Origin of the sequence: Vibrio minamisatsumaniensis, assembly GCF_050337445.1 — a bacterium.
Taxonomy (GTDB): domain Bacteria; phylum Pseudomonadota; class Gammaproteobacteria; order Enterobacterales; family Vibrionaceae; genus Vibrio; species Vibrio artabrorum.
The window spans coordinates 1-24,066 of the sequence record NZ_JAKJSY010000017.1 but is presented as its reverse complement, the minus strand read 5'-3'; the positions used below and the strand labels follow the sequence as shown (position 1 = coordinate 24,066).

General features: G+C 43.0%; 24 protein-coding genes and 1 tRNA gene. 14 read left to right on the top strand and 11 right to left on the bottom strand.

Annotated elements, in window-relative coordinates:
* Position 1: 1 nt before the first annotated feature.
* The 7 genes from mlaE (at position 2) to L4B77_RS05135 (ending at position 4,684) form a co-directional block, all read left to right on the top strand.
* Entirely contained in the window at positions 2-781 is a 780-nt protein-coding gene (gene mlaE / locus L4B77_RS05165) for a lipid asymmetry maintenance ABC transporter permease subunit MlaE (protein ID WP_429748921.1), read from the top strand.
* Positions 782-783: 2 nt separating this feature from the next.
* The gene (mlaD, locus tag L4B77_RS05160) at positions 784-1,275 is read left to right on the top strand and encodes an outer membrane lipid asymmetry maintenance protein MlaD (protein WP_261838181.1); all 492 of its coding nucleotides are present in this window, start codon (positions 784-786) and stop codon (positions 1,273-1,275) included.
* A gap of 76 nt (positions 1,276-1,351) precedes the next feature.
* Positions 1,352-1,957, top strand: a complete 606-nt coding sequence (locus tag L4B77_RS05155; protein ID WP_429748975.1) for an ABC transporter substrate-binding protein — start codon at positions 1,352-1,354, stop codon at positions 1,955-1,957.
* Positions 1,958-2,266 (top strand): STAS domain-containing protein, encoded by a 309-nt coding sequence (locus L4B77_RS05150; RefSeq protein WP_429748919.1) that lies wholly within the window; start codon positions 1,958-1,960, stop codon positions 2,264-2,266. It begins immediately after the preceding gene.
* A 13-nt stretch (positions 2,267-2,279) separates the two neighbouring features.
* Complete coding sequence (gene ibaG, locus L4B77_RS05145; protein WP_261838179.1) at positions 2,280-2,534, top strand: BolA family iron metabolism protein IbaG; 255 nt, start codon at positions 2,280-2,282, stop codon at positions 2,532-2,534.
* Between the two features lie 8 nt (positions 2,535-2,542).
* Complete coding sequence (gene murA, locus L4B77_RS05140) at positions 2,543-3,808, top strand: UDP-N-acetylglucosamine 1-carboxyvinyltransferase (RefSeq protein ID WP_429748916.1); 1,266 nt, start codon at positions 2,543-2,545, stop codon at positions 3,806-3,808.
* A 150-nt stretch (positions 3,809-3,958) separates the two neighbouring features.
* On the top strand, positions 3,959-4,684 hold the full coding sequence (locus L4B77_RS05135; RefSeq protein WP_429748914.1) for a 1-acylglycerol-3-phosphate O-acyltransferase: 726 nt from the start codon (positions 3,959-3,961) through the stop codon (positions 4,682-4,684).
* Positions 4,685-4,863: 179 nt separating this feature from the next.
* Here the strand turns inward: L4B77_RS05135 and L4B77_RS05130 are convergent, their stop codons facing one another.
* The 5 genes from L4B77_RS05130 to arcA form a co-directional block, all read right to left on the bottom strand.
* The gene (locus L4B77_RS05130; protein ID WP_429748912.1) at positions 4,864-5,253 is read right to left on the bottom strand and encodes a RidA family protein; all 390 of its coding nucleotides are present in this window, start codon (positions 5,251-5,253) and stop codon (positions 4,864-4,866) included.
* 136 nt (positions 5,254-5,389) lie between these two features.
* Positions 5,390-5,851, bottom strand: a complete 462-nt coding sequence (gene pyrI, locus L4B77_RS05125; protein ID WP_429748910.1) for an aspartate carbamoyltransferase regulatory subunit — start codon at positions 5,849-5,851, stop codon at positions 5,390-5,392.
* Positions 5,852-5,863: 12 nt separating this feature from the next.
* The gene (gene pyrB, locus L4B77_RS05120) at positions 5,864-6,793 is read right to left on the bottom strand and encodes an aspartate carbamoyltransferase (RefSeq protein ID WP_429748908.1); all 930 of its coding nucleotides are present in this window, start codon (positions 6,791-6,793) and stop codon (positions 5,864-5,866) included.
* Between the two features lie 266 nt (positions 6,794-7,059).
* Positions 7,060-8,064, bottom strand: coding sequence for an ornithine carbamoyltransferase (locus tag L4B77_RS05115; RefSeq protein ID WP_372092590.1), 1,005 nt, complete (start codon positions 8,062-8,064; stop codon positions 7,060-7,062).
* Between the two features lie 156 nt (positions 8,065-8,220).
* Positions 8,221-9,441, bottom strand: coding sequence for an arginine deiminase (gene arcA, locus L4B77_RS05110; RefSeq protein ID WP_429748906.1), 1,221 nt, complete (start codon positions 9,439-9,441; stop codon positions 8,221-8,223).
* A gap of 576 nt (positions 9,442-10,017) precedes the next feature.
* On the opposite strand from arcA, the gene rraB reads away from it, so the two are divergent.
* The gene (gene rraB / locus L4B77_RS05105; protein WP_261838173.1) at positions 10,018-10,434 is read left to right on the top strand and encodes a ribonuclease E inhibitor RraB; all 417 of its coding nucleotides are present in this window, start codon (positions 10,018-10,020) and stop codon (positions 10,432-10,434) included.
* A 126-nt stretch (positions 10,435-10,560) separates the two neighbouring features.
* Complete coding sequence (locus tag L4B77_RS05100) at positions 10,561-11,358, top strand: glycosyl hydrolase 2 galactose-binding domain-containing protein (protein WP_429748903.1); 798 nt, start codon at positions 10,561-10,563, stop codon at positions 11,356-11,358.
* Positions 11,359-11,419: 61 nt separating this feature from the next.
* Here the strand turns inward: L4B77_RS05100 and L4B77_RS05095 are convergent, their stop codons facing one another.
* From L4B77_RS05095 to pepA, 5 genes are all read right to left on the bottom strand, one after another.
* Entirely contained in the window at positions 11,420-12,325 is a 906-nt protein-coding gene (locus L4B77_RS05095) for a bifunctional helix-turn-helix transcriptional regulator/GNAT family N-acetyltransferase (RefSeq protein ID WP_261838171.1), read from the bottom strand.
* Positions 12,326-12,458: 133 nt separating this feature from the next.
* Positions 12,459-12,863 carry a DUF2061 domain-containing protein gene (locus tag L4B77_RS05090; protein ID WP_372040574.1) on the bottom strand — a complete coding sequence of 135 codons (405 nt, stop codon included), beginning with the start codon at positions 12,861-12,863 and terminating at the stop codon, positions 12,459-12,461.
* Between the two features lie 227 nt (positions 12,864-13,090).
* On the bottom strand, positions 13,091-15,964 hold the full coding sequence (locus tag L4B77_RS05085; RefSeq protein WP_429748900.1) for a valine--tRNA ligase: 2,874 nt from the start codon (positions 15,962-15,964) through the stop codon (positions 13,091-13,093).
* A gap of 102 nt (positions 15,965-16,066) precedes the next feature.
* Complete coding sequence (locus L4B77_RS05080) at positions 16,067-16,516, bottom strand: DNA polymerase III subunit chi (RefSeq protein ID WP_429748897.1); 450 nt, start codon at positions 16,514-16,516, stop codon at positions 16,067-16,069.
* Positions 16,517-16,600: 84 nt separating this feature from the next.
* On the bottom strand, positions 16,601-18,121 hold the full coding sequence (gene pepA / locus L4B77_RS05075; protein WP_261838167.1) for a leucyl aminopeptidase: 1,521 nt from the start codon (positions 18,119-18,121) through the stop codon (positions 16,601-16,603).
* Between the two features lie 191 nt (positions 18,122-18,312).
* On the opposite strand from pepA, the gene lptF reads away from it, so the two are divergent.
* A complete protein-coding gene (lptF, locus tag L4B77_RS05070) occupies positions 18,313-19,413 on the top strand; it encodes an LPS export ABC transporter permease LptF (protein ID WP_261838166.1) in 1,101 nt (366 codons plus the stop codon).
* Positions 19,414-19,416: 3 nt separating this feature from the next.
* Positions 19,417-20,487: an LPS export ABC transporter permease LptG gene (lptG, locus tag L4B77_RS05065; RefSeq protein WP_372040570.1), complete on the top strand. Its 1,071-nt coding sequence runs from the start codon at positions 19,417-19,419 to the stop codon at positions 20,485-20,487.
* Between the two features lie 64 nt (positions 20,488-20,551).
* Here the strand turns inward: lptG and L4B77_RS05060 are convergent, their stop codons facing one another.
* Positions 20,552-21,028, bottom strand: a complete 477-nt coding sequence (locus tag L4B77_RS05060; protein WP_429748894.1) for an RDD family protein — start codon at positions 21,026-21,028, stop codon at positions 20,552-20,554.
* A 339-nt stretch (positions 21,029-21,367) separates the two neighbouring features.
* Between L4B77_RS05060 and L4B77_RS05055 the strand changes: the two genes are divergently transcribed.
* The 3 genes from L4B77_RS05055 to L4B77_RS05045 all read left to right on the top strand — a co-directional run bounded on the left by L4B77_RS05055 (position 21,368) and on the right by L4B77_RS05045 (position 23,579).
* Positions 21,368-21,452, top strand: a tRNA-Leu gene (locus tag L4B77_RS05055).
* A gap of 117 nt (positions 21,453-21,569) precedes the next feature.
* Positions 21,570-22,742 carry a DNA cytosine methyltransferase gene (locus tag L4B77_RS05050; protein ID WP_429748892.1) on the top strand — a complete coding sequence of 391 codons (1,173 nt, stop codon included), beginning with the start codon at positions 21,570-21,572 and terminating at the stop codon, positions 22,740-22,742.
* Between the two features lie 6 nt (positions 22,743-22,748).
* A complete protein-coding gene (locus tag L4B77_RS05045) occupies positions 22,749-23,579 on the top strand; it encodes a BsaWI family type II restriction enzyme (RefSeq protein ID WP_102506520.1) in 831 nt (276 codons plus the stop codon).
* The last annotated feature ends 487 nt before the right edge of the window (positions 23,580-24,066 follow it).

Genomic DNA, 24,066 nt, shown 5'->3' with positions numbered 1-24,066 from the left:
TATGATTGTTAAAGCCATTGCGGGTGTCGGTAAGCGCACACTAGCGATCTGTGAGTCGTTTGGTCGAGCAAGCTTGATGTTATTTGGGGCTTTGTTTGGCATTCCGCGACTAAAAAACTTCCCTTTATTCGTTAAACAACTTTATAGCGTTGGCGTTCAGTCATTGGCTATTATTTTAGTTTCGGGTCTGTTCATCGGCATGGTGCTCAGCCTGCAGGGCTATGTCGTATTAATTGATTACGGCGCTGAGGGTAATCTCGGGCAAATGGTCGCATTGTCGTTGCTTCGTGAACTCGGCCCTGTGGTGACGGCGCTTTTATTTGCCGGACGAGCTGGTTCAGCATTGACGGCGGAAATTGGACTAATGAAGGCGACGGAGCAAATCTCTAGCCTTGAAATGATGGCGGTAGATCCCCTTAAACGCATTATTGCACCACGTCTTTGGGCGGGTCTTATTTCGATGCCTCTGCTGGCGATGATCTTTATGGCGGTCGGTATTTGGGGAGCGCAGTTAGTGGGTGTCGATTGGAAAGGCATTGACCACGGTAGCTTTTGGTCAGCGATGCAGTCTTCGGTGGAGTTAGGTCGAGACATTGGCAACAGTATGATCAAATGTATGGTCTTTGCTATTACCGTAACATGGATTGCGCTTTTCAATGGTTATGATGCGGTACCGACCTCGGAAGGGATTAGTCAAGCAACCACACGCACAGTTGTGCACTCTTCTCTAGCGGTATTAGGGCTAGATTTTGTTCTTACCGCATTGATGTTTGGGAATTAATCATGCAACAAACTCGAAAATTAGAATTATGGGTCGGCAGCTTTGTCATTGCCGGAATTTGCGCAATCTTAATCATGATCTTTCAAGTCGCTGACGTAAAAGGTCTCGGTTCAAACCATACTTATAACTTGAAAGCGACTTTTGATAACATTGGCAGCTTAAAAGTACGCTCTCCAGTGAAAGTTGGTGGCGTCGTTGTTGGGCGAGTGAAAAGTATTGAGCTGGATACTGAAAGTTATCTTCCGGTCGTGGAAATGTCGATTGATAGTCAGTACTCACAGTTTCCTGATACCTCTAGTGCTCAAATATTAACATCGGGTTTAATCGGTGAGCAGTACATTAGTCTGGTTCCTGGATTCATTTTTGAAGATGAAGAGATGTTAGTTGATGGTGATTCGATCGAAGACACCAAATCAGCATTAGTGCTAGAAGATTTGATCGGTCAAGTGTTGTACAGCGTTGGTGGATCGGATGATAAAGACGCGAAGGAGTAGTCTTGTGTTAAAAAACAATATTATGTTGAAGACGAATAATCTATTGAAAAAAGCCTTTCTCACTCTGGTTGCTTTAATGATGTCAACTCATGCCTTTGCCGCTGAGTCGATTGATCGTACACAGCCTTATCAGATGATGACTCAAGTTGCTGAAGTGGCCTTCGAACGTTTGAAGCGTGAGCAAGAGAACATCCGCCAAGATCCGGAGTTACTTAAGGTCATCGTGGAAGAAGAGTTGATGCCTTATGTAAATGCTCAATATGCAGCCCTTAAGCTACTAGGACCAAACTTGAAAGGTGCGGATAGAAAAGATGTTCGTGCATTTATTGATGCATTCCGTCAATATCTTGTTTCTTCTTACGCTCAAGTATTGACTCAATATACGGATCAAATCATTAAGTTTGGCCCAGAACCAAAAGTGAAACCTGACAGCCGTATTACCACGATTAAGCTGGATATCATTGATACGCCGCGGCCCAACATTACGCTTGAATTTAAGCTGCGTAAAGACAAGAAGTCGGGCGAATGGAAGGCATTTGATATGGTTGCAGAAGGCATAAGTTTGCTGTCGAGTAAGCAATCAGAGTGGAACACTAAGATTCGTCAAGAGGGTATCTTGTCTGTTGCTGGTGAACTAGAAAAACTGGCGGCACAACCGATTCATTTTGAGAGTAAGAAATAAATGAGTCACTCTCAATGGCAGCGATTAAGCGCTAAAAATTATCAGCTGATCGGAGACATAGATCGCGATAGTGTTCCGGCAATCTGGCGAGTATTGGAAAAATGGCAAACAAGTGAGTTAAGCGTTGAAATTGACCTTAGCCATATCAATCGAGTCGATTCAGCAGGAATGGTGATGCTAATTCACTTATTAGAGCATGCAAAAAATCAAAACTGTCATATAATGCTCAGTTTCGTGCCAGAACAATTACGAACGTTGTTCCAATTGAGCAATATCCAGCCAATGATGGCAGAACACATAAAAAATTAGGCAGGAGCTATTGGTGGACAGCACAAAAGTACAAGAATTATTAGCAGAAGCACTGAACCTTCAGGAAATTATCGTGAAGGGAGAAGGCAGTCATTACGAAGTTGTTGCGGTTGATGCATGTTTTGATGGCATGAATCGAGTTAAGAAGCAGCAGCTCATCTACGGCCCACTCATGGAATACATTCAACGCAATGACATCCATGCTCTTTCTATTAAGGCTTTCACGCCAGAAGAGTGGGAACGCGATAAGAAACTGATGTCACTTTAAGGTTTATGATGGAAAAGTTTCGAGTTATAGGATCAAACAAACCGTTAAGCGGTGAAGTGACGATCTCAGGCGCAAAAAATGCAGCGCTACCTATCTTATTTGCTTCAATCCTTGCTGAAGAGCCAGTTGAAGTGAGTAATGTCCCTCACTTACGTGATATCGATACTACGATGGAGCTGCTTAAGCGTTTAGGTGCTAAAGTAACGCGCAATGGTAGTGTTCATGTTGATGGCAGTGAAATCAACGAGTTCTGTGCGCCTTACGATTTAGTGAAAACCATGCGCGCTTCTATTTGGGCTTTGGGTCCTCTCGTTGCTCGCTTTGGTGAGGGGCAAGTGTCACTCCCTGGTGGCTGTGCCATTGGTGCTCGACCTGTTGACCTGCATATCCATGGCCTAGAACAGCTAGGTGCCACCATTGTGTTGGAAGATGGTTATGTGAAAGCAAGTGTTGATGGCCGCCTAAAAGGTGCGCATATCGTAATGGATAAAGTCAGTGTGGGTGCCACCATTACGGTCATGTGTGCTGCAACTTTAGCGGAAGGCAAAACGGTTCTTGATAACTCGGCGCGTGAGCCTGAGATTGTCGATACGGCTGATTTTCTTAATACGTTAGGTGCTAAAATTTCTGGTGCAGGCACAGACACAATTACGATCGAAGGCGTTGAGCGTCTTGGTGGTGGTTTCCACTCTGTGGTTGCTGACCGTATTGAAACCGGTACGTTCCTGGTGGCGGCGGCGGTTTCTGGCGGTAAAGTGGTTTGTCGTAACACCCATGCTCATCTTCTTGAAGCGGCATTAGCCAAGCTTGAAGAAGCGGGGGCGAAGATTGAAACGGGCGAAGATTGGATTAGCCTTGATATGACAGATCGTGAGTTGAAAGCGGTGAAAATCGTAACGGCACCTCACCCTGGTTTCCCAACCGACATGCAAGCTCAGTTTACGCTACTTAACATGATGGCGAAGGGCAGCGGTGTGATCACTGAGACTATCTTTGAAAACCGCTTTATGCACATTCCTGAATTACAGAGAATGGGGGCAAAAGCCGAGATCGAAGGTAACACGGCGATTTGTGGCGAAACCGATAAATTGAGTGGCGCTCAAGTTATGGCAACGGATCTTCGCGCATCTGCAAGCCTTGTTATTGCGGGTTGTATTGCTCAAGGTGAAACCATCGTGGACCGTATTTATCACATCGATCGTGGTTACGATAAGATTGAAGATAAGCTTTCCGCTTTAGGCGCAAACATTACACGATTTCGTGAGTCGAGCTAACTTGGTTAGCGATTCATGAATCCGTAAGATAAAAACACAAAAGTCGGAACCTTGGTTTCGGCTTTTTTATCGTTGTATTTACCGCAAATGACTCTGTTGTACACCTCAGTGTGACTCGATGAATGAGCTTTACGGTTGGTGAGGAACAAAATGATAGCAATATTACGTATTTTCGCAGTGGCGATATTTGCGATTCTTATGTTTGTATTTGGATGTGGTTACTGTCTACTGAGTCCACGTAATCCGAAGCACGTATTTACCTTTGGCCGTTATTTCGGTCGTATGTCGAAAATATTCGGCATCAAATTAGAGCTTCGTATCCCAGAAGATGCTTATTCTCGTGGTCAACACGTCTACGTTGCTAACCATCAAAATAGCTGGGACTTATTCACGATTTCATCAGCCGTCACACCTAAGGTTGTCACCGTTGGTAAGAAGAGCCTAGCGTGGATGCCTCTTTTTGGTCAGTTGTACTGGTTGACGGGTAACATCCTCATTGACCGAGCTAACCGCAGTAAAGCGGTCGGTACGATTGATCAGGTCGTGACGAGTCTAAAAGAGAGCGATGTGTCAGTGTGGATGTTTCCTGAGGGCACTCGATCTCGTGGCCGTGGCTTATTGCCATTTAAGACCGGTGCTTTCCATGCAGCGATTGGTGCTGGCTTACCGATCATTCCTATCGTGTGCAGTTCAACCGGTGGCGTAAAGCTAAACCGTTGGAATAATGGTCATGTGATTGTTGAAATGCTGCCACCTATCAGCACTGAAGGTTACGACAAGTCTAATGTTCGTCAACTCGCTAACCTAGCTCGTGAGCAAATGGCTGCTAAGCTTGAAGTGTTAGATAAAGAAGTGGCTGAGCTTAATAAAAAGTAATTATCTAAGCGAAACGATGAACAATAAAAAAGGTTGCCAACGGGGCAACCTTTTTTGCATCTGATAAACGTCCAGCATTTTTCGATAAGTAGTTATTCTACAAACAAAAATTCTAACGAAGTTATCGAGGCTTTTTACAAGCTAGGATGACCCGTTATTTACTACTATTAGTATAAAGCCTATTTGCGAACCGCAATAGCTTCGATCTCGATACCGACATCTTTTGGTAGACGAGCGACTTCAACGCATGAACGTGCCGGGTAGTTTGCTACACCGTGCTCATCGAAGAATTTGCCGTAAACCTCGTTTACTGTGCCGAAGTCGTTGAGGTCTTTAACGAATACCGTCAGTTTTACGATGTCTTTTACTGTCAGGCCTGAAGCTTCAACAACCGCTTGAACGTTGTCTAGAGATTGGCGAGCTTGCTCTGCGATATCATCCGATACTTCACCGGTTGCTGGGTTTACCGGGATTTGACCCGAAGTCAGAACCATGTTGCCAAGGTCAACGCCTTGTACATATGGGCCGATTGCCGCTGGAGCTGATTCTGTGTGAAGTACTTTAGTCATTGGTTTATTCCATCAATTATTAGATAAAAAGTGATTTTCAGTGTGCCTTCAAATGTGAGATAGGTAAAGCGTAAAATACCCCGCATAGGCGAGGTATTTGATGGTTTTTGCATTCGGTGAGCGTGGCCGTATGACGTTATCTTTCTGTCACGATCTCGCGAGAGAAGACTTTTTCGCAATACTTACACTTCAATCGAATATCTTCTTTCTTTTCAAAGATCTTAAAGCTGCTTTCAACCGGTTCATTGTGAGTAATACAGTTGGTGTTTGGACACTCAAACACATCGTTGATTTGCTCAGGAAGCTCTAGTGCGAGCTTCTTAACCACTGCGTAATCTTCGATTTGGTTAACGGTCGCATGAGGTGCGTAAAGAGCCAGCTTGCTGGCTTGCTCTTCTGTGATAAACACATTCTCAATCTTGAGTAGATCTTTTCCGCCTAGTGCAGAGGAGGGTAAGTTTAGGCCGATCGTAACTCGTTGATTCGAGTTATGCATGTCGAACAGTTTGAGCACCTTGATCCCGATATTCGCAGGGATGTGGTCGATAACCGTTCCATTTTTGATGGCTTCAACTTTTAATTGAGTCTCTTTAGACATGATATCTCTCCTCTACAGCGTTTCATTAAGAACAAGGGCTAACAATGCTTCGCGCGCATAAACACCGTTCTCAGCTTGCTGGAAGTAGTATGCGTAAGGCGTCTTATCGACATCAACGGTAATTTCGTCAACGCGTGGTAAAGGGTGCAGAACCTTTAGGTTGTCACGGGCATTTTCCAGCATCGGAGCGGTCAGGATATACGCGGATTTGATGTGCGCGTATTCCGATTCATCAAAGCGCTCTTTTTGAACTCGAGTCATGTACAAGACATCCAGTTCAGGAATGACATCTTCCATCTCCGTCAACAGTTGGTATTTGATGCCCGCTTCATCAAGCTCTTCGCAAATGTAGTCAGGCATCGCCAGTGCTTCTGGAGCGATGAAGTAGAAACAGATGTTGTCGAACTTCGCGAGTGCTTGAGTCAGCGAGTGAACCGTACGGCCGTACTTAAGGTCACCAACGAAGGCTACGTTTAGGTTGTCGAGGCGGCCTTGCGTTTCAGCGATAGAGAACAGGTCTAATAACGTTTGTGTTGGGTGTTGGTTTGCGCCGTCGCCCGCGTTAATAACCGGTACACCGTTTGAGAACTCCGAAGCCAGACGTGCTGCACCTTCTTGAGGGTGACGCATCACGTAAGCGTCAACGTAGGAAGAGATAACCCGTACCGAGTCTGCTAGCGTTTCACCTTTCTTTGCTAAAGAAGTGTTACCGCCACTGTCGAAACCAATCACATCACCACCGATGCGTTGAATCGCCGTTTCAAAAGAGAGACGAGTTCGCGTTGAAGGTTCGAAGAAGCAGCTGGCAACAACTTTGTTCTTGATGAGTTCTGGGTTTGGTTCAGCTTTCAGCTGACCTGCCGTTTGAACAATTAATTCTAGCTCTTCACGAGAAAGCTCTGGAATTGAGATGATGTGCTTTTGATAGAGCGAATTCGCCATGATCTTCTTCCTCACAATAATGTATTGGCCATAAAAAAGCCCCCCATAATGGGAGGCTTTAAAAAAGTGCTGAAAAGCAGAATAGACGGCCTGATAAGCATCTTAGCTTACGAGCAATATTGGGTGTTTTCACAATGTTATTATGTGTTTTTACAATATTGGTTGGCGCCATTTTCACTACTCTCAGACAAATTGCCGAGAATTATACGCTTTCAATTTGTGAGCGCAAGCGATTACATCAAGCTTTTATTGATGTAAGTGATTCTCTATTGACCTAATGTCGCCACCATTATTGCTTTGATGGTATGCATGCGATTTTCTGCTTCATCAAACACAATCGAGTAATCCGATTCAAAGACTTCATCCGTCACTTCTAAACCGTTCATTCCATACTTGTCTGCGACTTGCTGGCCGATCACGGTTTCATTGTTGTGGAAAGCGGGTAAGCAGTGCATGAATTTTACTTGAGGATTACCGGTGAGCTTAATGACATCCATATTTACTTGGTAAGGAGTCATCAGCGCAACTCGTTGGTCCCAAGCTTCTGGCGCTTCACCCATCGAAACCCAAACATCGGTGTATAGGAAGTCACATCCTTTCACGCCTTTCGCCACGTCTTCCGTTAGAGTGATTTTAGCCCCTGAACTTTGTGCGATAGCTTGGCACTCTTCAACGAGCTGTTCTTCTGGCCAGAACGCTTTTGGCGCGACCAAGCGAATATCCATGCCCATTTTCGCAGCACCGACTAACAGAGAGTTACCCATGTTATTGCGTGCATCACCTAGATAAGCAAAGCGGATTTGGTGTAGATGTTTACCACGACCATGCTCAAGCATCGTAAGGAAATCAGCTAAGATCTGAGTAGGGTGGAACTCATCGGTTAAGCCATTCCAAACCGGCACGCCCGCATAAGCGCCCAAGTCTTCAACGATACTCTGGCCAAAACCACGGTATTCGATACCATCGTACATACGCCCCAAAACACGCGCCGTATCTTTCATTGATTCTTTTTGACCAATCTGGGAGCCAGAAGGGCCAAGGTAAGAGACTTGAGCACCTTGATCAAAGGCGGCCACTTCAAACGCACATCGTGTTCGAGTTGATGCTTTCTCGAAGATCAAAGCAATGTTCTTGCCGTTGAGTTTCTTCTGTTCTGTACCTGCATACTTTGCTTTTTTTAAGTCGGCAGACAGGTCGAGTAAAAACTGAATCTCTTTAGGGGTAAAGTCGAGAAGTTTTAGAAAGTTACGATTGCGAAGATTAAAGGCCATCTCTCGCTCCTTGCGTATATAGAATCAAAGAAGAACTTAGTTAAACATAAAAATGCTGTATTTGTGAATACTTATTTTATTGGTTTGATATAAAAGGCCAGTATGATGGTACTGGCTTAGATGAGTTTTTGCGTCTGTCTAACTGAGCTCTTTGACTTAGATACCGTCTCTTTCGATAGGGCAGCTCATACAGCGAGCGCCACCACGACCACGGCCGAGTTCGTTACCTGGAATCGTCAGAACTTCGATACCCGCTTTGTCATATTTTTCATTGGTATAAACATTGCGCTCATAACTGATTACGGTACCGGGTTTCACGGTCAGTACGTTGTTAGCGTCATTCCACTGTTCGCGTTCAGCTTCGTAATTATCACCACCGGTCGTAATGATCGTCAGTTGATCGAGCCCAAGAGCGCCTTCAATCGCGGATAGGTAGTTGTCGGCTTTTTCAACTCGCATTTCACCCTTTTCTTGCGGCGTTAAGCGCCACGTGTCGAGATCTTTACGAACGATTTCTGGATAGACAGAGAAAGTGTCGATATCCATGTGCGTCATCACTGTATCAAGGTGCATACAAGAGCGATGCTTGGGTAAATCTATTGCAATCACTTCTTTCGCTTGACCGGATTTGAATAAACTGGCCGCTAGATTTTCGACCCCTTGTGGTTTCGTTCGTTCTGAAATACCGATAAGAACGGCACCTTTACCGATAACCAGTACATCACCACCTTCAATGTTTGCATTGTCATAGTGAAGATCTTCATCACCAAAATACTTAATGAAATCTTGACCTGCGAATACAGGGTGCCAGCGGTATATTGCTCGCAAGTGATTCGTTTCTCGTTGACGAGCTGGCATCATCATAGGGTTTAGAGAGACACCGCCATAAACCCAGCAAGACGTATCACGGGTAAATAGATGGTTGGGGAGCGGCTCAATAACGAAATCGAGCGGGCGGTGCATTTTCGGTAGCATTGAAGAAGATTTAATCGGAAGCTCTGAATAAGCTAAACCACCAAGTAGGATCGTGGCCAAGTGCTCATTGTCCATTTGAGCAAGGTACGCTTTTAAATCACGAGCAAATGTAGGACCGTAACGGAAATCTGAGATTTGAGTATTAAGCAGCCACTCACGAGCTTGAGCAACAGTGAGCGTCTCAACCAGTAGGTCATGCAGTAGCAACACTTCAACATCTTGATTACGAAGTGTTGTTGCAAAGGCATCGTGTTCTTCACCTGCCGCTTCTACTGCAAGTACATCATCAAAAAGCAGCTCATGACAGTTAGAAGGGGTGAGGTGGGTGAGTGCCCTTTCAGGTCGATTTAGGAGAACTCGTCTTAATTGACCGACTTCGGAGCCAACGTACAGCTTACTCATTTTGCATCCTTACTATTAATCCAGCGTCTATTTATGACAAGCTTGTTGGTAATATGCAAGTTTCTCGGCTTGAGTTAATACAAGGTGTTTCTCCTTTTTTTGGTGATAAATACTGTATTTTTCGAAAATTTAGATAGCAAACTCCAATTATGGTCATTGCGAATGGAACTGAATTTTTGACTATCTATGCCCAACCTAAGGGGCGGTAGAATTGGATTTTGCTTATTAATCGTGACTTATTATGCGCTATTATGCATTTTCCGATAGTAACCTGAGCATTTATGCACCCCCAAACCGATTGAGCATATGCATCTAACTTGACTAATCACGCAAGTTTTATTCAATAAGTCTTCAAGTGGCAATAAAAACGAAATGCTAAAACACGCCTTGGTTAATAAAATGTTGAAGATTTGTTTCTGTGATTTTGATTTCACTTTTTAATTGATAATACGCCTGTTATCCCGCGATAAACTTACCTTTCAAGGGCTGTTCTGGGTGGCTTTTTTGAGCGATCCATGCCATATTTCGTGGCAATCAAATTTGATCTTTTCATAGTCAACACTCTGGAGCAGACACATGTCTCACGAAGATGAATATCTATCAGTAGCGGAATTAATTGAATTTCAAAAAGGAGAGACTCGCGACATCATTGAAGCACTCATTGAAGATGGTAGCGATCCTGAAGCTCTATACGATATCGAGCATCATCTATTTGCTGAAGATTTCTCAGTACTTGAGAAAGCTGTTGTTGAAGCCTTCAAAATGGGTTTTGAAGTGCTTGAAGCTGAAGAGACAGAAGACGAAGATGGCAACAAGCTACTTTGCTGTGATGCAACGATGCAATGTACTCTGAATGCCGAAGTGATTGATGAGCAAGTTGAGAAGCTTGTCAATCTTGCTGAGAAGTTTGACATTATCTATGACGGATGGGGCACTTACTACGAAGGTGAAGATGCTATCTACCCAGACGAAGATGATGAAGACGAAGAGTAATTTCTTCCCTGTTTTTAAGAATGCCGGCCATGAGCTGGCATTTTTTTTATCCTCAGAAAAATGAATGTCTTTATCGGCATTCATTCATTATAATGCGTTCAAAATTGATCTAGCTCAAGGAATGCTATGCGATTACCTCTCGATGGTCTTTGGCAAATATCGCCATTGACGGATCTCTCTATTCCACAAGATGATATTACCTTTCCGGCTCCGTTAAGTTCCAAGCTTCCTGATAACTTGAGTGAAAGTGAGATTGCAGAGCAAGAGTGGCATCTGATGCATGATATCGAAGTGGATGATGCGATGTTGGCGTGTCCGTTTGTTGAGTTAGTGATGGCTGGCATTGATTATTTTGCTGAAGTGCGACTCAATGGTGTCGCTGTATTTGATTGTGATGGTAGCCAAGCTAAATACTGTAAAGATATTCGACCTTACATGCAGCTAGGCCGTAACCGTTTTGAAATCCTTTTCCTTGAAGAGGAGGAGAGCCTATTGCTTGAAGAGGATATAGATAAGTCAGTCTCTTCATCGGCGGTCGCTAAATCTGATTCTCGTATCGGGATCTGGCAAGTGCCATATTTGCAGTTCGTTCGAAACGTCAAGCTAGAGCAAGTTGTCACAGAGCAAATCTGGCACCACGGTGGGGGGTGTGAGTTTAAAGTGGATGTTATTTATCAGACACTAAAGCCGGGACTGGTGTCTGCCTCTATCAAGTTTAATGGCATGACATTAGTGATGCCGATAGATGTGCGCGCAGACCATACCGGTGTTGTGTTCCAGGTTGAGGCGCCGATCCTTTTTGATATTGAGAATCCTAACCCTACACATTTATATTCGTTAGAAGTGGTACTTGATGGACAAGAAGAGAGTTCCTTTGTTGCCTTGAACCCTGCTTCTTGCGTCAGCAATTTTTTACGTTGTTAGCTTGTTTTCAATAGGTTTTTCAATTAATTAACCCCAACGCTAACCCCAATTTTAAGACACATTATAGCGTTTTGGCCATGACAACCTCACAAGCGTCGTGGCCTGTATCACCCCAAGCTGACTCAAGGTGCTCAAATCCTAGCTTTTCATAGAGTTTGACCGCAGCACCTAAGCACTCTGTTGTTTCTAAATACATGTGTTGATACCCAAGTTGTTTCGCTTGCTTTAAGCTCAAACCTACAATTCGCTTAGCTAGGCCATGCCCGCGAGTTTGCGGTAAGAAGTACATTTTTTGTAGCTCACATACATTAGGTTTCCCAGCTAAAGGGGCAAAGCCACCTCCTCCGACGATTTTTCCATTGTGTTCGATAACCCAGTACATAGCATTCGCTTGGCTATAGACAGAGTACATATCATCGAGGGTTGGATCGGCCACGCCATAACCTTTATCTTCAGTTAAGCCATGTTCTGCTGAAACTTGGCGAATGACTTCTGCTAATTGTTGGTTATCTGACTCGGTGAGTGGGCGTAATACAAACTCATCGGCTTGGCATACTTTCGTTAGCCCTTTTAAGTAACTCTCGAGCCCTTGTTTCAGTCGTTGTTGTTCGCTGTCATTCAGAGTCGACAGTACTTTTTCAAAGAAAAGGCTTTGCTGTTGGTCGAGTTGAGATAACGCATCCACACCTTGAGTGGTCAGAGCGATTAATTGGCTACGTTTGTCGGTTGGATTCTCTAGGCTTTCAACTAAGCCAAGTTTGATTAGCCCTGTGATAGTGCGGCTTGCATTCGATTTATCGACGTTGAGTTGCTGCGCCAATTGGTTGATGGTGACTGGCTGCAACTGGATCTCACCAAGAGCATGAGCCTGAACTGGAGTGAGGTCGACATCACCACACTGCTTATCAAGCATGCCAAGTAAACGAACCGTTTGACGAGAATAGTCTCTTAACTGTTGAGAATTCATAACTACCTACCTTTGGATTAAGAAATAAAGTTGCGTACCGCAATTAATTTAATTGCGCTGCGCAACTTTGTCAATAGTTAGCTGAATTTTGTTATTCGATGCGGTTTACCTTGATGGCTCAGCGCGCTTGAGATTACGCATGTTGGTGTCCACAAAACTGAGGTGGTGCATTCGGGCTTTCTGCTCTTTTTAACCAAATTTTTTCGTGGAAGTAGTATGCAATGGTATTCAAACTGGGTTCGAGCAAAGCCATTACACCGCCGATAAAGGCATCCCCAGTCAACAAGTAGACAACGGTAAAGGCAACACTAAAGTGGATGCTAGCAAAGCTTGCTGTTTTTAATTTGGTCATCCACTGACGAGCTTTAAGAGCCGGAACTTGAGCCCACGCCTTTTCATGAAAATAGAAGGCAACAGTATTCACAGAGGGCTCAATCATCGCGATTAAGCTACCAATTAAGATGTCGCCGGTTAGTAGATAAGCGACACTAAATGCGATAGTAAAATGTAATGCAGCAAAGGTGAGTGTCTTTTTCATGATAATGACTCGAGCTTGTGTTGTTTTGATAGTTCTATTATTGAGAATTATTATCATTAAGTGTAATGGGAAGTGGAGATTAATTTGATAGATGAAACCTATCAATAAGTGAGGCTAGAGTGAGAAGCATTGGAATATTGGAATCAGAGGTATAAAAAAAGGTTGGTCACGAGGACCAACCTTTCTAGTGAGAGCAAGAAGTTCGAAGCCTTCTCATTCCATCAGCTTTAAAGCGCAGCGATGGTCGCTTTTTGCTCTTCAAGCTTCACAAGAGTCTCTTGGTAGCCTTCAAGCTTTTCACGCTCTTTGGCGATAACAACTTCAGGGGCTTTAGCTACGAAACCTTCGTTAGCTAGCTTACCTTCGATACGTTTGATTTCGCCTTGGATTTTAGCGACTTCTTTATCTAGACGAGCAAGTTCAGCATCTTTGTCGATAAGACCCGCCATTGGGATCATCAGCTCAGATTTGCCAACCAGTTTAGTTGCACAAAGTGGAGTCTCTTTACCATCAGCGAGAACGTTAATATCATCTAGTTTCGCTAGCGAAGTCAAAACGATCTTGTTTGCTTCGATACGCGTAGCGTCTTTCTCATTAGTAACCTTGATCATGACTTCTAGACCTTTGCTTGGTGCAATGTCGTATTCCGCACGTAGGTTACGGATAGCAGTAATGAAAGTCTTCACCCATTCGATGTCTTCTACGATCTCAGCATTGAAGTTAGCTTCGTTAAACTGAGGAAGCGCTTGAGTCATGATCGTCTCACCTTCAACACCGTCGACGAGTGGCTTAACGCTCTGCCAGATAGATTCAGTGATGTAAGGCAGCACTGGGTGAGCAAGACGCAGTGTCTTCTCAAGAACCGTGATCAATGTGTAACGTGTCGCTTGTTGCTGAGCTTCAGTACCTTTCCAAAGAACAGGCTTAGTTAGCTCTAGGTACCAATCACAGAATTGGTTCCAGATGAATTCGTAAAGCGTGTTTGCCGCCATGTCTAGACGGTAGTTGTCTAGGTGGGCGTTAAACTCTTTCGCTGCGAGTTCAAACTGAGATTCAATCCACTTATCTGCTAGAGAGAATTCCATGTTTGCACGGTCTTCAGCAGACAGTGACATGCCACAATCGTGCTCTTCTGTGTTCATCAGTACGTAACGGCTTGCGTTCCATAGCTTGTTACAGAAGTTACGGTAACCTTCAAGACGCTTCATATCCCAGTTGATGTCACGGCCAGTTGAAGCCATAGCGGCAAGTGTGAAACGCAGTGCATCAGTACCGTAGGGTTCGATACCATTTTCGAAAGTCTTACGTGTGTTTTTCTCGATCTTCTTCGCAAGCTGAGGCTGCATCATGTTGCCACAACGTTTTTCAACTAGAGACTCAAGGTCGATACCATCGATCATGTCGATAGGGTCAAGCACGTTACCTTTAGACTTAGACATCTTGTCGCCGTTTTCGTCACGGATTAGGCCCGTTACGTAAACTGTCTTGAATGGGACTTGTGCTTTACCATTTTCATCTTTGTTGAAGTGCATGGTCATCATGATCATACGTGCAACCCAGAAGAAGATGATGTCGAAACCTGTGACTAGAACGTCTGAAGGGTGGAATGTCTTCAGATCTTCAGTTTGCTCAGGCCAGCCTTGTGTACCGAAAGTCCAGAGTGCCGAAGAGAACCATGTGTCTAACACGTCGTTGTCTTGGCGTAGAACGATTACTGGAGCAAGGTTGTTGTTAGCACGTACTTCTTCTTCAGTACGGCCTACGTACACGTTGCCATCGTTGTCGTACCATGCTGGGATACGGTGACCCCACCACAGTTGACGTGAGATACACCAGTCTTGAATGTCACGCATCCAAGAGAAGTACATGTTTTCGTACTGCTTAGGAACAAACTGAATGTCGCCATCTTCAACTGCTTTCACCGCTGGTTCTGCAAGAGGTGCAGCGCGTACGTACCATTGATCAGTTAGCATGGGTTCGATAACCACGCCGCCACGGTCGCCGTATGGTACTGTTAAGTCGTGATCTTTAATCTCCTCAAGAAGACCAAGCTCGTCGAATTCAGCAACGATAGCCTTACGCGCAGCAAAACGCTCCATGCCTTGATACTTAGCAGGGATATCTGTTGAGTAAACGTCGCTTTCTTCGCCGTTGGTGGTGAAGACTTCGGCTGCATCACGGATATCAGCGTTGAACGTTAGGATGTTGATCATTGGTAGGTTATTACGTTTACCAACTTCGTAGTCGTTAAAGTCGTGAGCCGGTGTGATCTTCACACAACCCGTACCTTTCTCCATATCAGCGTGCTCATCGCCTACGATAGGAATTAGGCGGTTCACGATAGGTAATAGGATCTCTTTACCAATAAGATCTTTATAACGAGGATCTTCTGGGTTTACCGCAACACCGGTATCACCCAGCATGGTTTCAGGACGTGTCGTCGCCACAACGATGTAGTCTTTACCTTCAGCGGTTTTCACACCATTTGCTAGCGGGTAGCGGAAGTGCCACATGAAACCTTTTTTGTCTTTGTTTTCAACTTCAAGATCTGAAATCGCCGTGTGCAGTTTTGGATCCCAGTTAACTAGACGTTTACCGCGGTAGATGAGGTCATCTTCGTATAGACGAACAAACACCTCTTGAACGGCATTAGATAGGCCATCATCCATCGTGAAGCGTTCACGGTCCCAGTCTACCGATGCCCCAAGGCGACGAAGCTGTTGAGTGATAGTGCCACCAGACTCGTTCTTCCATTCCCAGATCTTGTCGATGAAAGCTTCACGGCCGTAGTCGTGCTTAGTTTTGCCTTCTTCAGCGGCGATCTTACGCTCAACCACCATTTGAGTGGCGATACCAGCGTGATCAGTACCGACTTGCCAAAGCGTATTTTTACCTTTCATACGTTGAGCACGGATAAGCGTATCCATGATCGTATCTTGGAACGCGTGACCCATGTGTAGGCTACCAGTGACGTTCGGTGGCGGGATCATGATGCTGTAAGCTTCTTTTGATGTGTCACCGTGTGGCTTAAAGTAGCCTTTCTCTTCCCAAGTCTTATACAGAGCTTGTTCGATTGATGTTGGGTTGTATGTCTTTTCCATAGTGCTCTTAAACGGATACTGTGAATGGTTAATCGTGGTCAAACTTCATAAGTGAAGCTTCTTGAATCTAAATCCAAAGATAGCTTTAACTATGAGGTTTGACTATGGATGTTGAATCTCGATAGTTTGTAGCTGATATCCAGCCTGACGGTAAATTTTATACCTTTCTCGAGCGAGTTGCTTAGGTTTTTCTTCGTAAGGGACGAAGTCTATCACCTGAGCAAAGGCGTTCGCAAAGGTTGTATGATTATCGGCCAGATTTATTACCAATTGGCGGTTCCAATTTGGTTTGACACCTTGATGGCCTATCTCAATATTTGTTGAATACTTTGGGCCTTCGCCAACTAAGTTATGCGCGATGAATTCATTAGGCTCTGCCTGCCAAAAAACTTCAGCGATACGCTCAGCATGAGCTTGATCGTTACAGTTGAGGTAAAGTTTAGCGCCTTGTTTTGCAAAGTGCTGCGCAAGAAACAGTACATAGTGAGCGAGACCGGCTTCACTTGCTTGTGGGCTGTCTGAAGACACTATGTAAAACGTGGCAGTCTGCATCTTGAATACTCTAACTGAAAATCGTGGATACCAATCTTACTCAGCAATAGTGGTTATGAAAAAAGGGCCCGTAGGCCCTTCTCATTATTTTGAAGATTGCTCTTCAGTTTCTTGGCCGCTGCGGTTCAATAAGAATTGGACTAGCATTGAGACAGGGCGACCTGTCGAGCCTTTTGCAGCGCCTGATTTCCACGCCGTACCTGCACTATCTATATGTGCCCAATGGTACTTTTTAGTGAATTTAGACAGGAAACAACCCGCAGTAATCGTACCGCCAGGACGGCCGCCGATGTTTGCCATATCAGCAAATGGGCTGTTCAGTTGCTCATGGTACTCGTCTGCCATAGGTAGACGCCATGCGCGGTCGCTTGCTTGCTCTGAAGCATTAACCAGTTCATGAGAAAGTGGGTTGTGGTTTGATAGAACGCCACTGATGTGGTGACCTAGAGCAATAACACACGCGCCAGTTAGTGTTGCAACGTCGACAACACAATCTGGTTCAAAACGCTCGACGTACGTTAGAGCATCACACAGAACTAAGCGACCTTCAGCATCAGTATTGAGTACTTCAACCGTTTGACCTGACATTGTCGTTAGGATATCACCCGGACGATAGGCGTTGCTACCTGGCATGTTTTCACAACCGGCTAAAACACCGACAACGTTGATCGGCAAGTTAAGTTTTGCCAATGCTTTCATTGTACCAAATACAGACGCAGCACCACACATGTCGTACTTCATCTCATCCATGCCTTCTCCTGGCTTGAGTGAGATACCGCCTGAATCAAAAGTCAGACCTTTACCGACGAGGACGATAGGTTTTGCATCTGGGTCAGCAGCACCTTTGTATTCCATGATAGACATCATAGATTCGTTCTTCGAGCCACGGCCAACCGCTAGGTATGATGTCATACCCAGTTTTTCCATCTCTTCTTCGCCAATGATCTTAGTCTTCACTGTCTCGTAATCGTCGGCTAAACGACGAGCTTGAGATGCAAGGTAAGCCGGGTTTGCGATGTTCGGTGGCATATTGCCTAAGTCTTTAGACGCTTTGACACCGGAAGCAATCGCGAGGCCGTGAGAAATCGCTTTCTCACCCAGGCTCAATTCACGACGCGTCGGTACGTTGAATACCAATTTACGCAGTGGACGACGAGTCTCTGGTTTATTGCTCTTGAATTGGTCGAATGTGTAAAGACCATCTTTCGTTGCTTCAACGGCTTGACGAACTTTCCAATAAGTGTCGCGACCTTTAACGTGCAGTTCAGTCAGGAAACATACCGCTTCCATAGAACCTGTTTCGTTGAGTGTGCTGATGGTTTTTTGGATGATTTCTTTGTATTGACGTTCACCGAGCTCACGTTCTTTACCACAACCAACCAGTAAAACTCGTTCTGAAAGTACACCCGGTACTTGATGCAGTAGTAGCATCTGGCCAGGTTTACCCTCTAGATCACCGCGACGAAGCAGTGAGCTAATGTAGCCATCGCTAATCTTATCTAATTGCTCGGCTACTGGAGAAAGGCGGCGCGGTTCGAACACACCAACAACGATACATGCGCTGCGCTGCTTCTCTGGGCTGCCACTTTTTACACTGAACTCCATGCGTACTCCTACATCCTGAAGACAAATCAAACTAAATGTTAGATAATAGACTCTTACTTGTTGGATCCTATAATGGAACTAACCTTAATGAAGAGCGCTAACACTTAGCTAGAAATTAAAAAAATAAAAGGTTCAACGGGAAATTATAGTGATTCAATCAAAAAAACAAGTTTTGTATAGGTAATTTGAGTGTGATTATTGTTAGATATTTGATCCGAGAGACAATCAAGAGCCAATTTGCGATCTTTTTTGTTCTTTTTCTCGTGTTTCTCAGCCAAAAATTCATCAGTGTTTTAGCGGATGCGTCTGATGGTGATATTCCGGCGCGTCTCATATTATCGATTGTTGGTCTTAATATGCCAGCAATGGGTTTATTGATGCTTCCTCTCAGTATCTATATTGGTATTTTGCTGACTTTTGGGCGCCTTTATGCCGAAAGTGAAATAGTGGTAATGAACGCGACAGGTATTGGTAATAAATTCCTGATCCAATCTGCGCTTTACTTGGCTTTGATTACCGCATCGATTGCTGCATTTAACTCATTTTGGTTATCTCCCTGGTCACAGGATAAAGTTGAGCAAATGTACGAGGAGGTGGCTGCACAGAACAGTGTTGACTTGCTGCCTAAGGGGAAGTTCGAAGGTACTCCCGATGGTTCCTCTGTGGTCTTCATTGATGATATTGACGGCAATAAGTTAGAAAATGTATTTGTTGCTCAAATGCGCCCTAGAGGATCGGTACTTCCTAGTGTAATGTTTTCTCAGTCGGGAGACGTAAAAGAACTCAGTGATGGCCGACAAGTGATTGTTATGTACGATGGGATTCGCCATGAGGGTGTCCCTACTCGTTTAGATTATATGGTGACGCATTTTAAAGAATACGAAGGTCTGATAGGGCAACGCGAAGTTGAGAAAAAAGGTCGAGACTGGGAAGCGATTCCAACCCTAGACCTTATTGGTAACCCTGATAATAGGGCGAAAGCTGAGTTGCAGTGGCGTATGTCCTTAGTACTTTGTATTCCATTGTTAACCATGCTCGTTGTACCCTTGTCAGCAGTGAACCCTCGACAAGGTCGTTTCGCAAAAATCGGCCCAGCAATACTGATTTATCTGACTTACTTCTTAGCCATTAGTGCAACCAAATCTGCGATCGAGGAGGGGAGTATCCCGGCGGTCGTCGGCATGTGGCCAATCAATGCGTTATTATTATGTGTCGCGATTGGTGCCAATTTTATGGATAGCTTGCCGGTCAGAAATTTGAAAGAAAAATTTAAGAATAAGAGGTTGGCTTAAGCCGTGTTTAAGATTCTCGATTTATATATAGGCAGAACCATCATCGCAACGACGTCATTAGTATTGGTGACGTTTGTTGGCCTCTCTGGGATCATCAAGTATGTAGAACAGCTGAGAAAGGTTGGTCGTGGTACCTATGATCTATTACAAGCGCTGTATTTCGTTCTATTGAGTGTCCCTCGTGATATCGAAATGTTTTTTCCAATGGCGGCCCTGCTTGGTGCTCTGATTGGGCTAGGTATGCTAGCAGCGAGTTCTGAACTCGTGGTCATGCAGGCGGCGGGTTTTTCTAAGTTAGATATTGGTCTATCGGTTCTCAAAACCGCGATACCACTAATGATAGTTGTAACACTGCTTGGTCAGTGGGGGGCTCCTCAAGCACAAAAAATGGCTCGTGATTTAAGAACCATATCGATTGCTGGTGGTAATATTATCTCTACCCAAAGTGGGGTATGGGCACGTGATGCCAATGACTTTATATTCATTGTCAAAATTGACAATGAAAAACTATATGGTCTAAACATGTGGCGCTTTGATGAAAATAAGGTATTGAAGAAGGCAATATATTCAAAAGAAGTCGACTATGTTGGAGATAACGTTTGGACGATGAAGGAGGTCGAAATCACGTCGTTCGAAAATGAAATTCAAATTACTAAAGAGAGTCTACCGACTTACACTTGGGAAACGTCACTGGCTCCAGATAAGTTAGCGATAGTGACTGTTAAACCAGAAGAGCTGTCGTTAAGTGGGTTGTATGATTATGTTTCTTACCTGAAAGCGTCAGAGCAAGACGCTTCGCGTTATGAATTGGCGTTATGGCGAAAAATAACTCAACCGATCTCGATAGCGGTCATGATGTTGATGGCATTGTCGTTTATCTTTGGGCCTTTGCGTAGTGTGACGATGGGGGCTAGGATTTTGTCTGGTGTTATTGCAGGTTTTACCTTCTATATATCCAGTGAGTTTTTCGGTCCCGTCAGTTTGGTTTATCAGATACCTCCAGCCTTTGGCGCGCTCGCCCCGAGTGTGGTGTTCCTCGGAATTGCGGTCCTATTGTTGAGACGCAAACTGTAAATAGAAAAAAGGAAGGCATAACACCTTCCTTTTTTGATCTTATTAATTATTTGCTTGCATCGAACTAGTGAGGTTGAGCTAATACGACCACTTCCGTTTTCGCCCAGATATCGTGGAAGCCACGTTTTTGAGGGTCGAATGGTACACATAAGTTTGCCAGTCCAAATCCTGAGGTTCCTAAACGAATCAGCGCTTGGGTTACGGTAATCGCGGAGCCATCTTTATTTTGAACGCGAAGCTTCCAAGCTCTCATTCCAAGTGTTTGGCCAGCTCTTGTCCAAAAGAAAACAAAGAAAGACATCCAAACGACCACTAAATAAAAGGTGTAAGCAGGGCTCCAAATCGGGTGGTTGGTTAAGAAGTCACTGACATCGACATAACCACTATGGTTAAAAATGCCAAGAGCCATGAGAGCGTGTAATAGAGCGACAATAAAGCCAGCCGCCAACATCTCAATAGCGATTACGATAAGGGCGTCATAGAACAAAGCACCAAATCGGCGCATGACTCCTGCGGGTGGCATTGTGTTTGTTGATGTCATGGTGTTATTACTTCTTCAAAAATTTAGGCGTCAGAATATAGTCTAAGGCTTGGCGTGAAAAGAGACATAACGCACAGCTTATCACTTAGTGGCGAAATTATCGGCAAACACACATGAATTCAAGTTTTTATACTTGCCACATCAGTTCGCATACGTATAATGCCAAACATCGAAAGGGCAAAGCCCCAAGATAATGCCGGTATGGTGAAATTGGTATACACGACGGATTCAAAATTGCTTGTCTCTACGTCTAAAATCAATTAATATGCTGGAGATACAAGGGCTTAAAGCTCTTTTACACTCTTTCAAAAAGTTGTATAGAGTTGTATAAAAAATAATGCAGGTGTGGTGGAATCGGTAGACACGTTGGATTCAAAATCCAATATCGAAAGATGTGTGGGTTCAAGTCCCACCACCTGTACCAAATTTAAAGAAAAGCTGTTCTTCGGAACGGCTTTTTTTGTATCTGTGATTCATAAAATTGTATACTCTTCTATCATAAAAACTATTGAAAGAGTTGCTTGAAGTGAGAAGTAGTAAAGTGAACAATAAGTTAACACATATTGATTTTTTCTCTGGTCCGGGAGGCTTTTGTACTGGACTTAAAGCGGCTGGTTTTCAAACGCTTGCTGCGGTTGAAAAAGTAGAAAGCTGTGTTGATACTTATAGAGCAAATCACCCTGAAGTTAAGGTTATAAACAAAGATATTAGAGAAGTTACTGCCAGTGACTTTGACTTTTTAAATGGGCAGAGTATCGACTTGATAACGTCAGGTATGCCTTGTGAAACTTTTAGCACAGCAGGTTCTAAGTCTAGAAGTTCTTACGATCATCGACAGCAACTTTATTTTGAAACCTTAAGATTAGCTGTATTATTAAAACCCAAATTAATTTTATTTGAAAATGTCACGGGTATTTTGTCTAAAAAAGTAGTCAAGGGATCGGATAGGTTAATTATTGATGATATTCACGATGATCTTGCGGAAATTGGCTATACGCATTTTATTGACACAGTATTAGATTCAACAGATTTTGGCATACCTCAAACAAGAAAACGTTACTTTCTAATTGCAACAAACGATGAGAAGTTGCAATTAAAAGTCCCCGTGTCTACTCATGAAAATATAGTTACAGTTGATGAGGCATTTTCTAAATTACCAATAATTGGTGCGAACTGTCAGGAGGAACATTCTGGTTATAATCATAATGAATCTTCTCCATATGTTGACTTGTTGAGAGATACTAAATTTTGGAAAGCAAAAAATGTTTCAAATGAAAATTTAACATATCATAAAGCACCTAACCATAGAGAAAACACACTGGAAAGATTTAAATTAATAAATCATGGTGAGAATTTAAAGGATGCTTTTACTAAGCATACGGATGAAGAATTACGAGACTTACAAGAAAGGAAAATATTGCCTAAAAAATGGTTTATACAAAGAAATATGAGGTTAACGCCAAATAAGCCATCTAAGACCGTTACTTCACATTGCCTTGATGAGTTAATACACCCGCATTTAGATCGGGCATTAACAGTGCGAGAAGTAGCAAGGTTACAAAGTTTTCCTGATCATTATGATTTTTTTGGTGGACCTTATATATGTCCACATATGTATGAAACCCAAGATAAATACGAACAAATTGGTGATGCAGTTCCTCCTATATTATCGTATAACTGGGGTAGAACAATTATAGATATATTAGGTTGGTAGGTTTATATGGATTATAAAGATTACAGTATACAAGAGTATAAAAATAACTTCATTAAATTTTATGATGAGAGTGAGAAGAAAAAAAATGATGATAAGCGAAGAGAAGCACAGAAACGCTCCATTTTAGAAACCTCATTGTCAGCTATGAATAAGTATCCGAATGTTGAACCTAAAGACATTTGGAAGGTTATATACATCGCTCACGTTAACAATTTTTCAGGTATTAACGATCCTGACGTTATTAACCTTGTTATATCAGCAGATAATAGTTGGAAAAAATCAAGTGGTCACGCATTTGAAGAAATGATAAAGGAATTAGGTAATCTATATTTAAAAGAACATAATATAGAGATATTACTTCAGAAAGATCTGAATACTCTTCTTAAAGCCAATGAGATATCTAATGAAGTAAGAGATATTTCTTGGTTAAAAGAACAAGTTAAAACAAGTATATTTGATCTGTATATTTCGGTTATTCAAGATGAAAAACGCTATGTTTATGGTTGTATTCAATCTAAAACTTCAGTAAGAGATCGAGTCACAAGGGATAGAGAACCTTCAATGAATGCTATGAATGCTTTCTTTGTTTCAATAGCTCTAGTATTGGATGGTGAATTTCTAAAGTTACCTAAATTTAATCATATGGTTAATGGTGGAAGTCAAGAGTTCCCAACAAATGGCTGGCACTCAGTTTATGTTTTAACAAATGAAAATATTGCCGATGACCGAATTAAAATTATTAATTTAGATATGGAAACATTTACCAATGATATGGTTAAAGGATCTAAAAGTTGGTTAACACAACGACAATGGATTAATTCTGATTGGAAGCCGTAGTGCATTAATTATATAGCGATAATACAGGTTTTGACTTAAATTATTACGAGCCTATCCATTTGGATAGGCTTTTTATTTGATTGGCTTAAAATGGTTTTTATATCCTCATTCGCAAGCTCCTTCGGAAAATCAGCAAGTTTTTTATGCTTTGGCCTGAGGCCGATAAAAATAAAAAATTGAAGCTATAAATTTACATATATAAAAAGAATCTATATTAAAAAATTTAAATTAGTTTTGTATATATATTATTAGGACTACACTTTGAAACATTTGCCACCTGCACTTTGATACATTAGTCCCCTGCATTTTGACACATTAGTCCCCTGCATTTTGTTACAATTTGACAAAGCTTTCAATTGTGATTTGATATATTACAGATACAAAAAAAGCCGCATAATGATTTGCGACTTTTTAAAATTAAACTTCCGCCAAGAAGAATATTAATTATATAACATCAAAATTACAATTTGTAAAGTAAGTATATTAT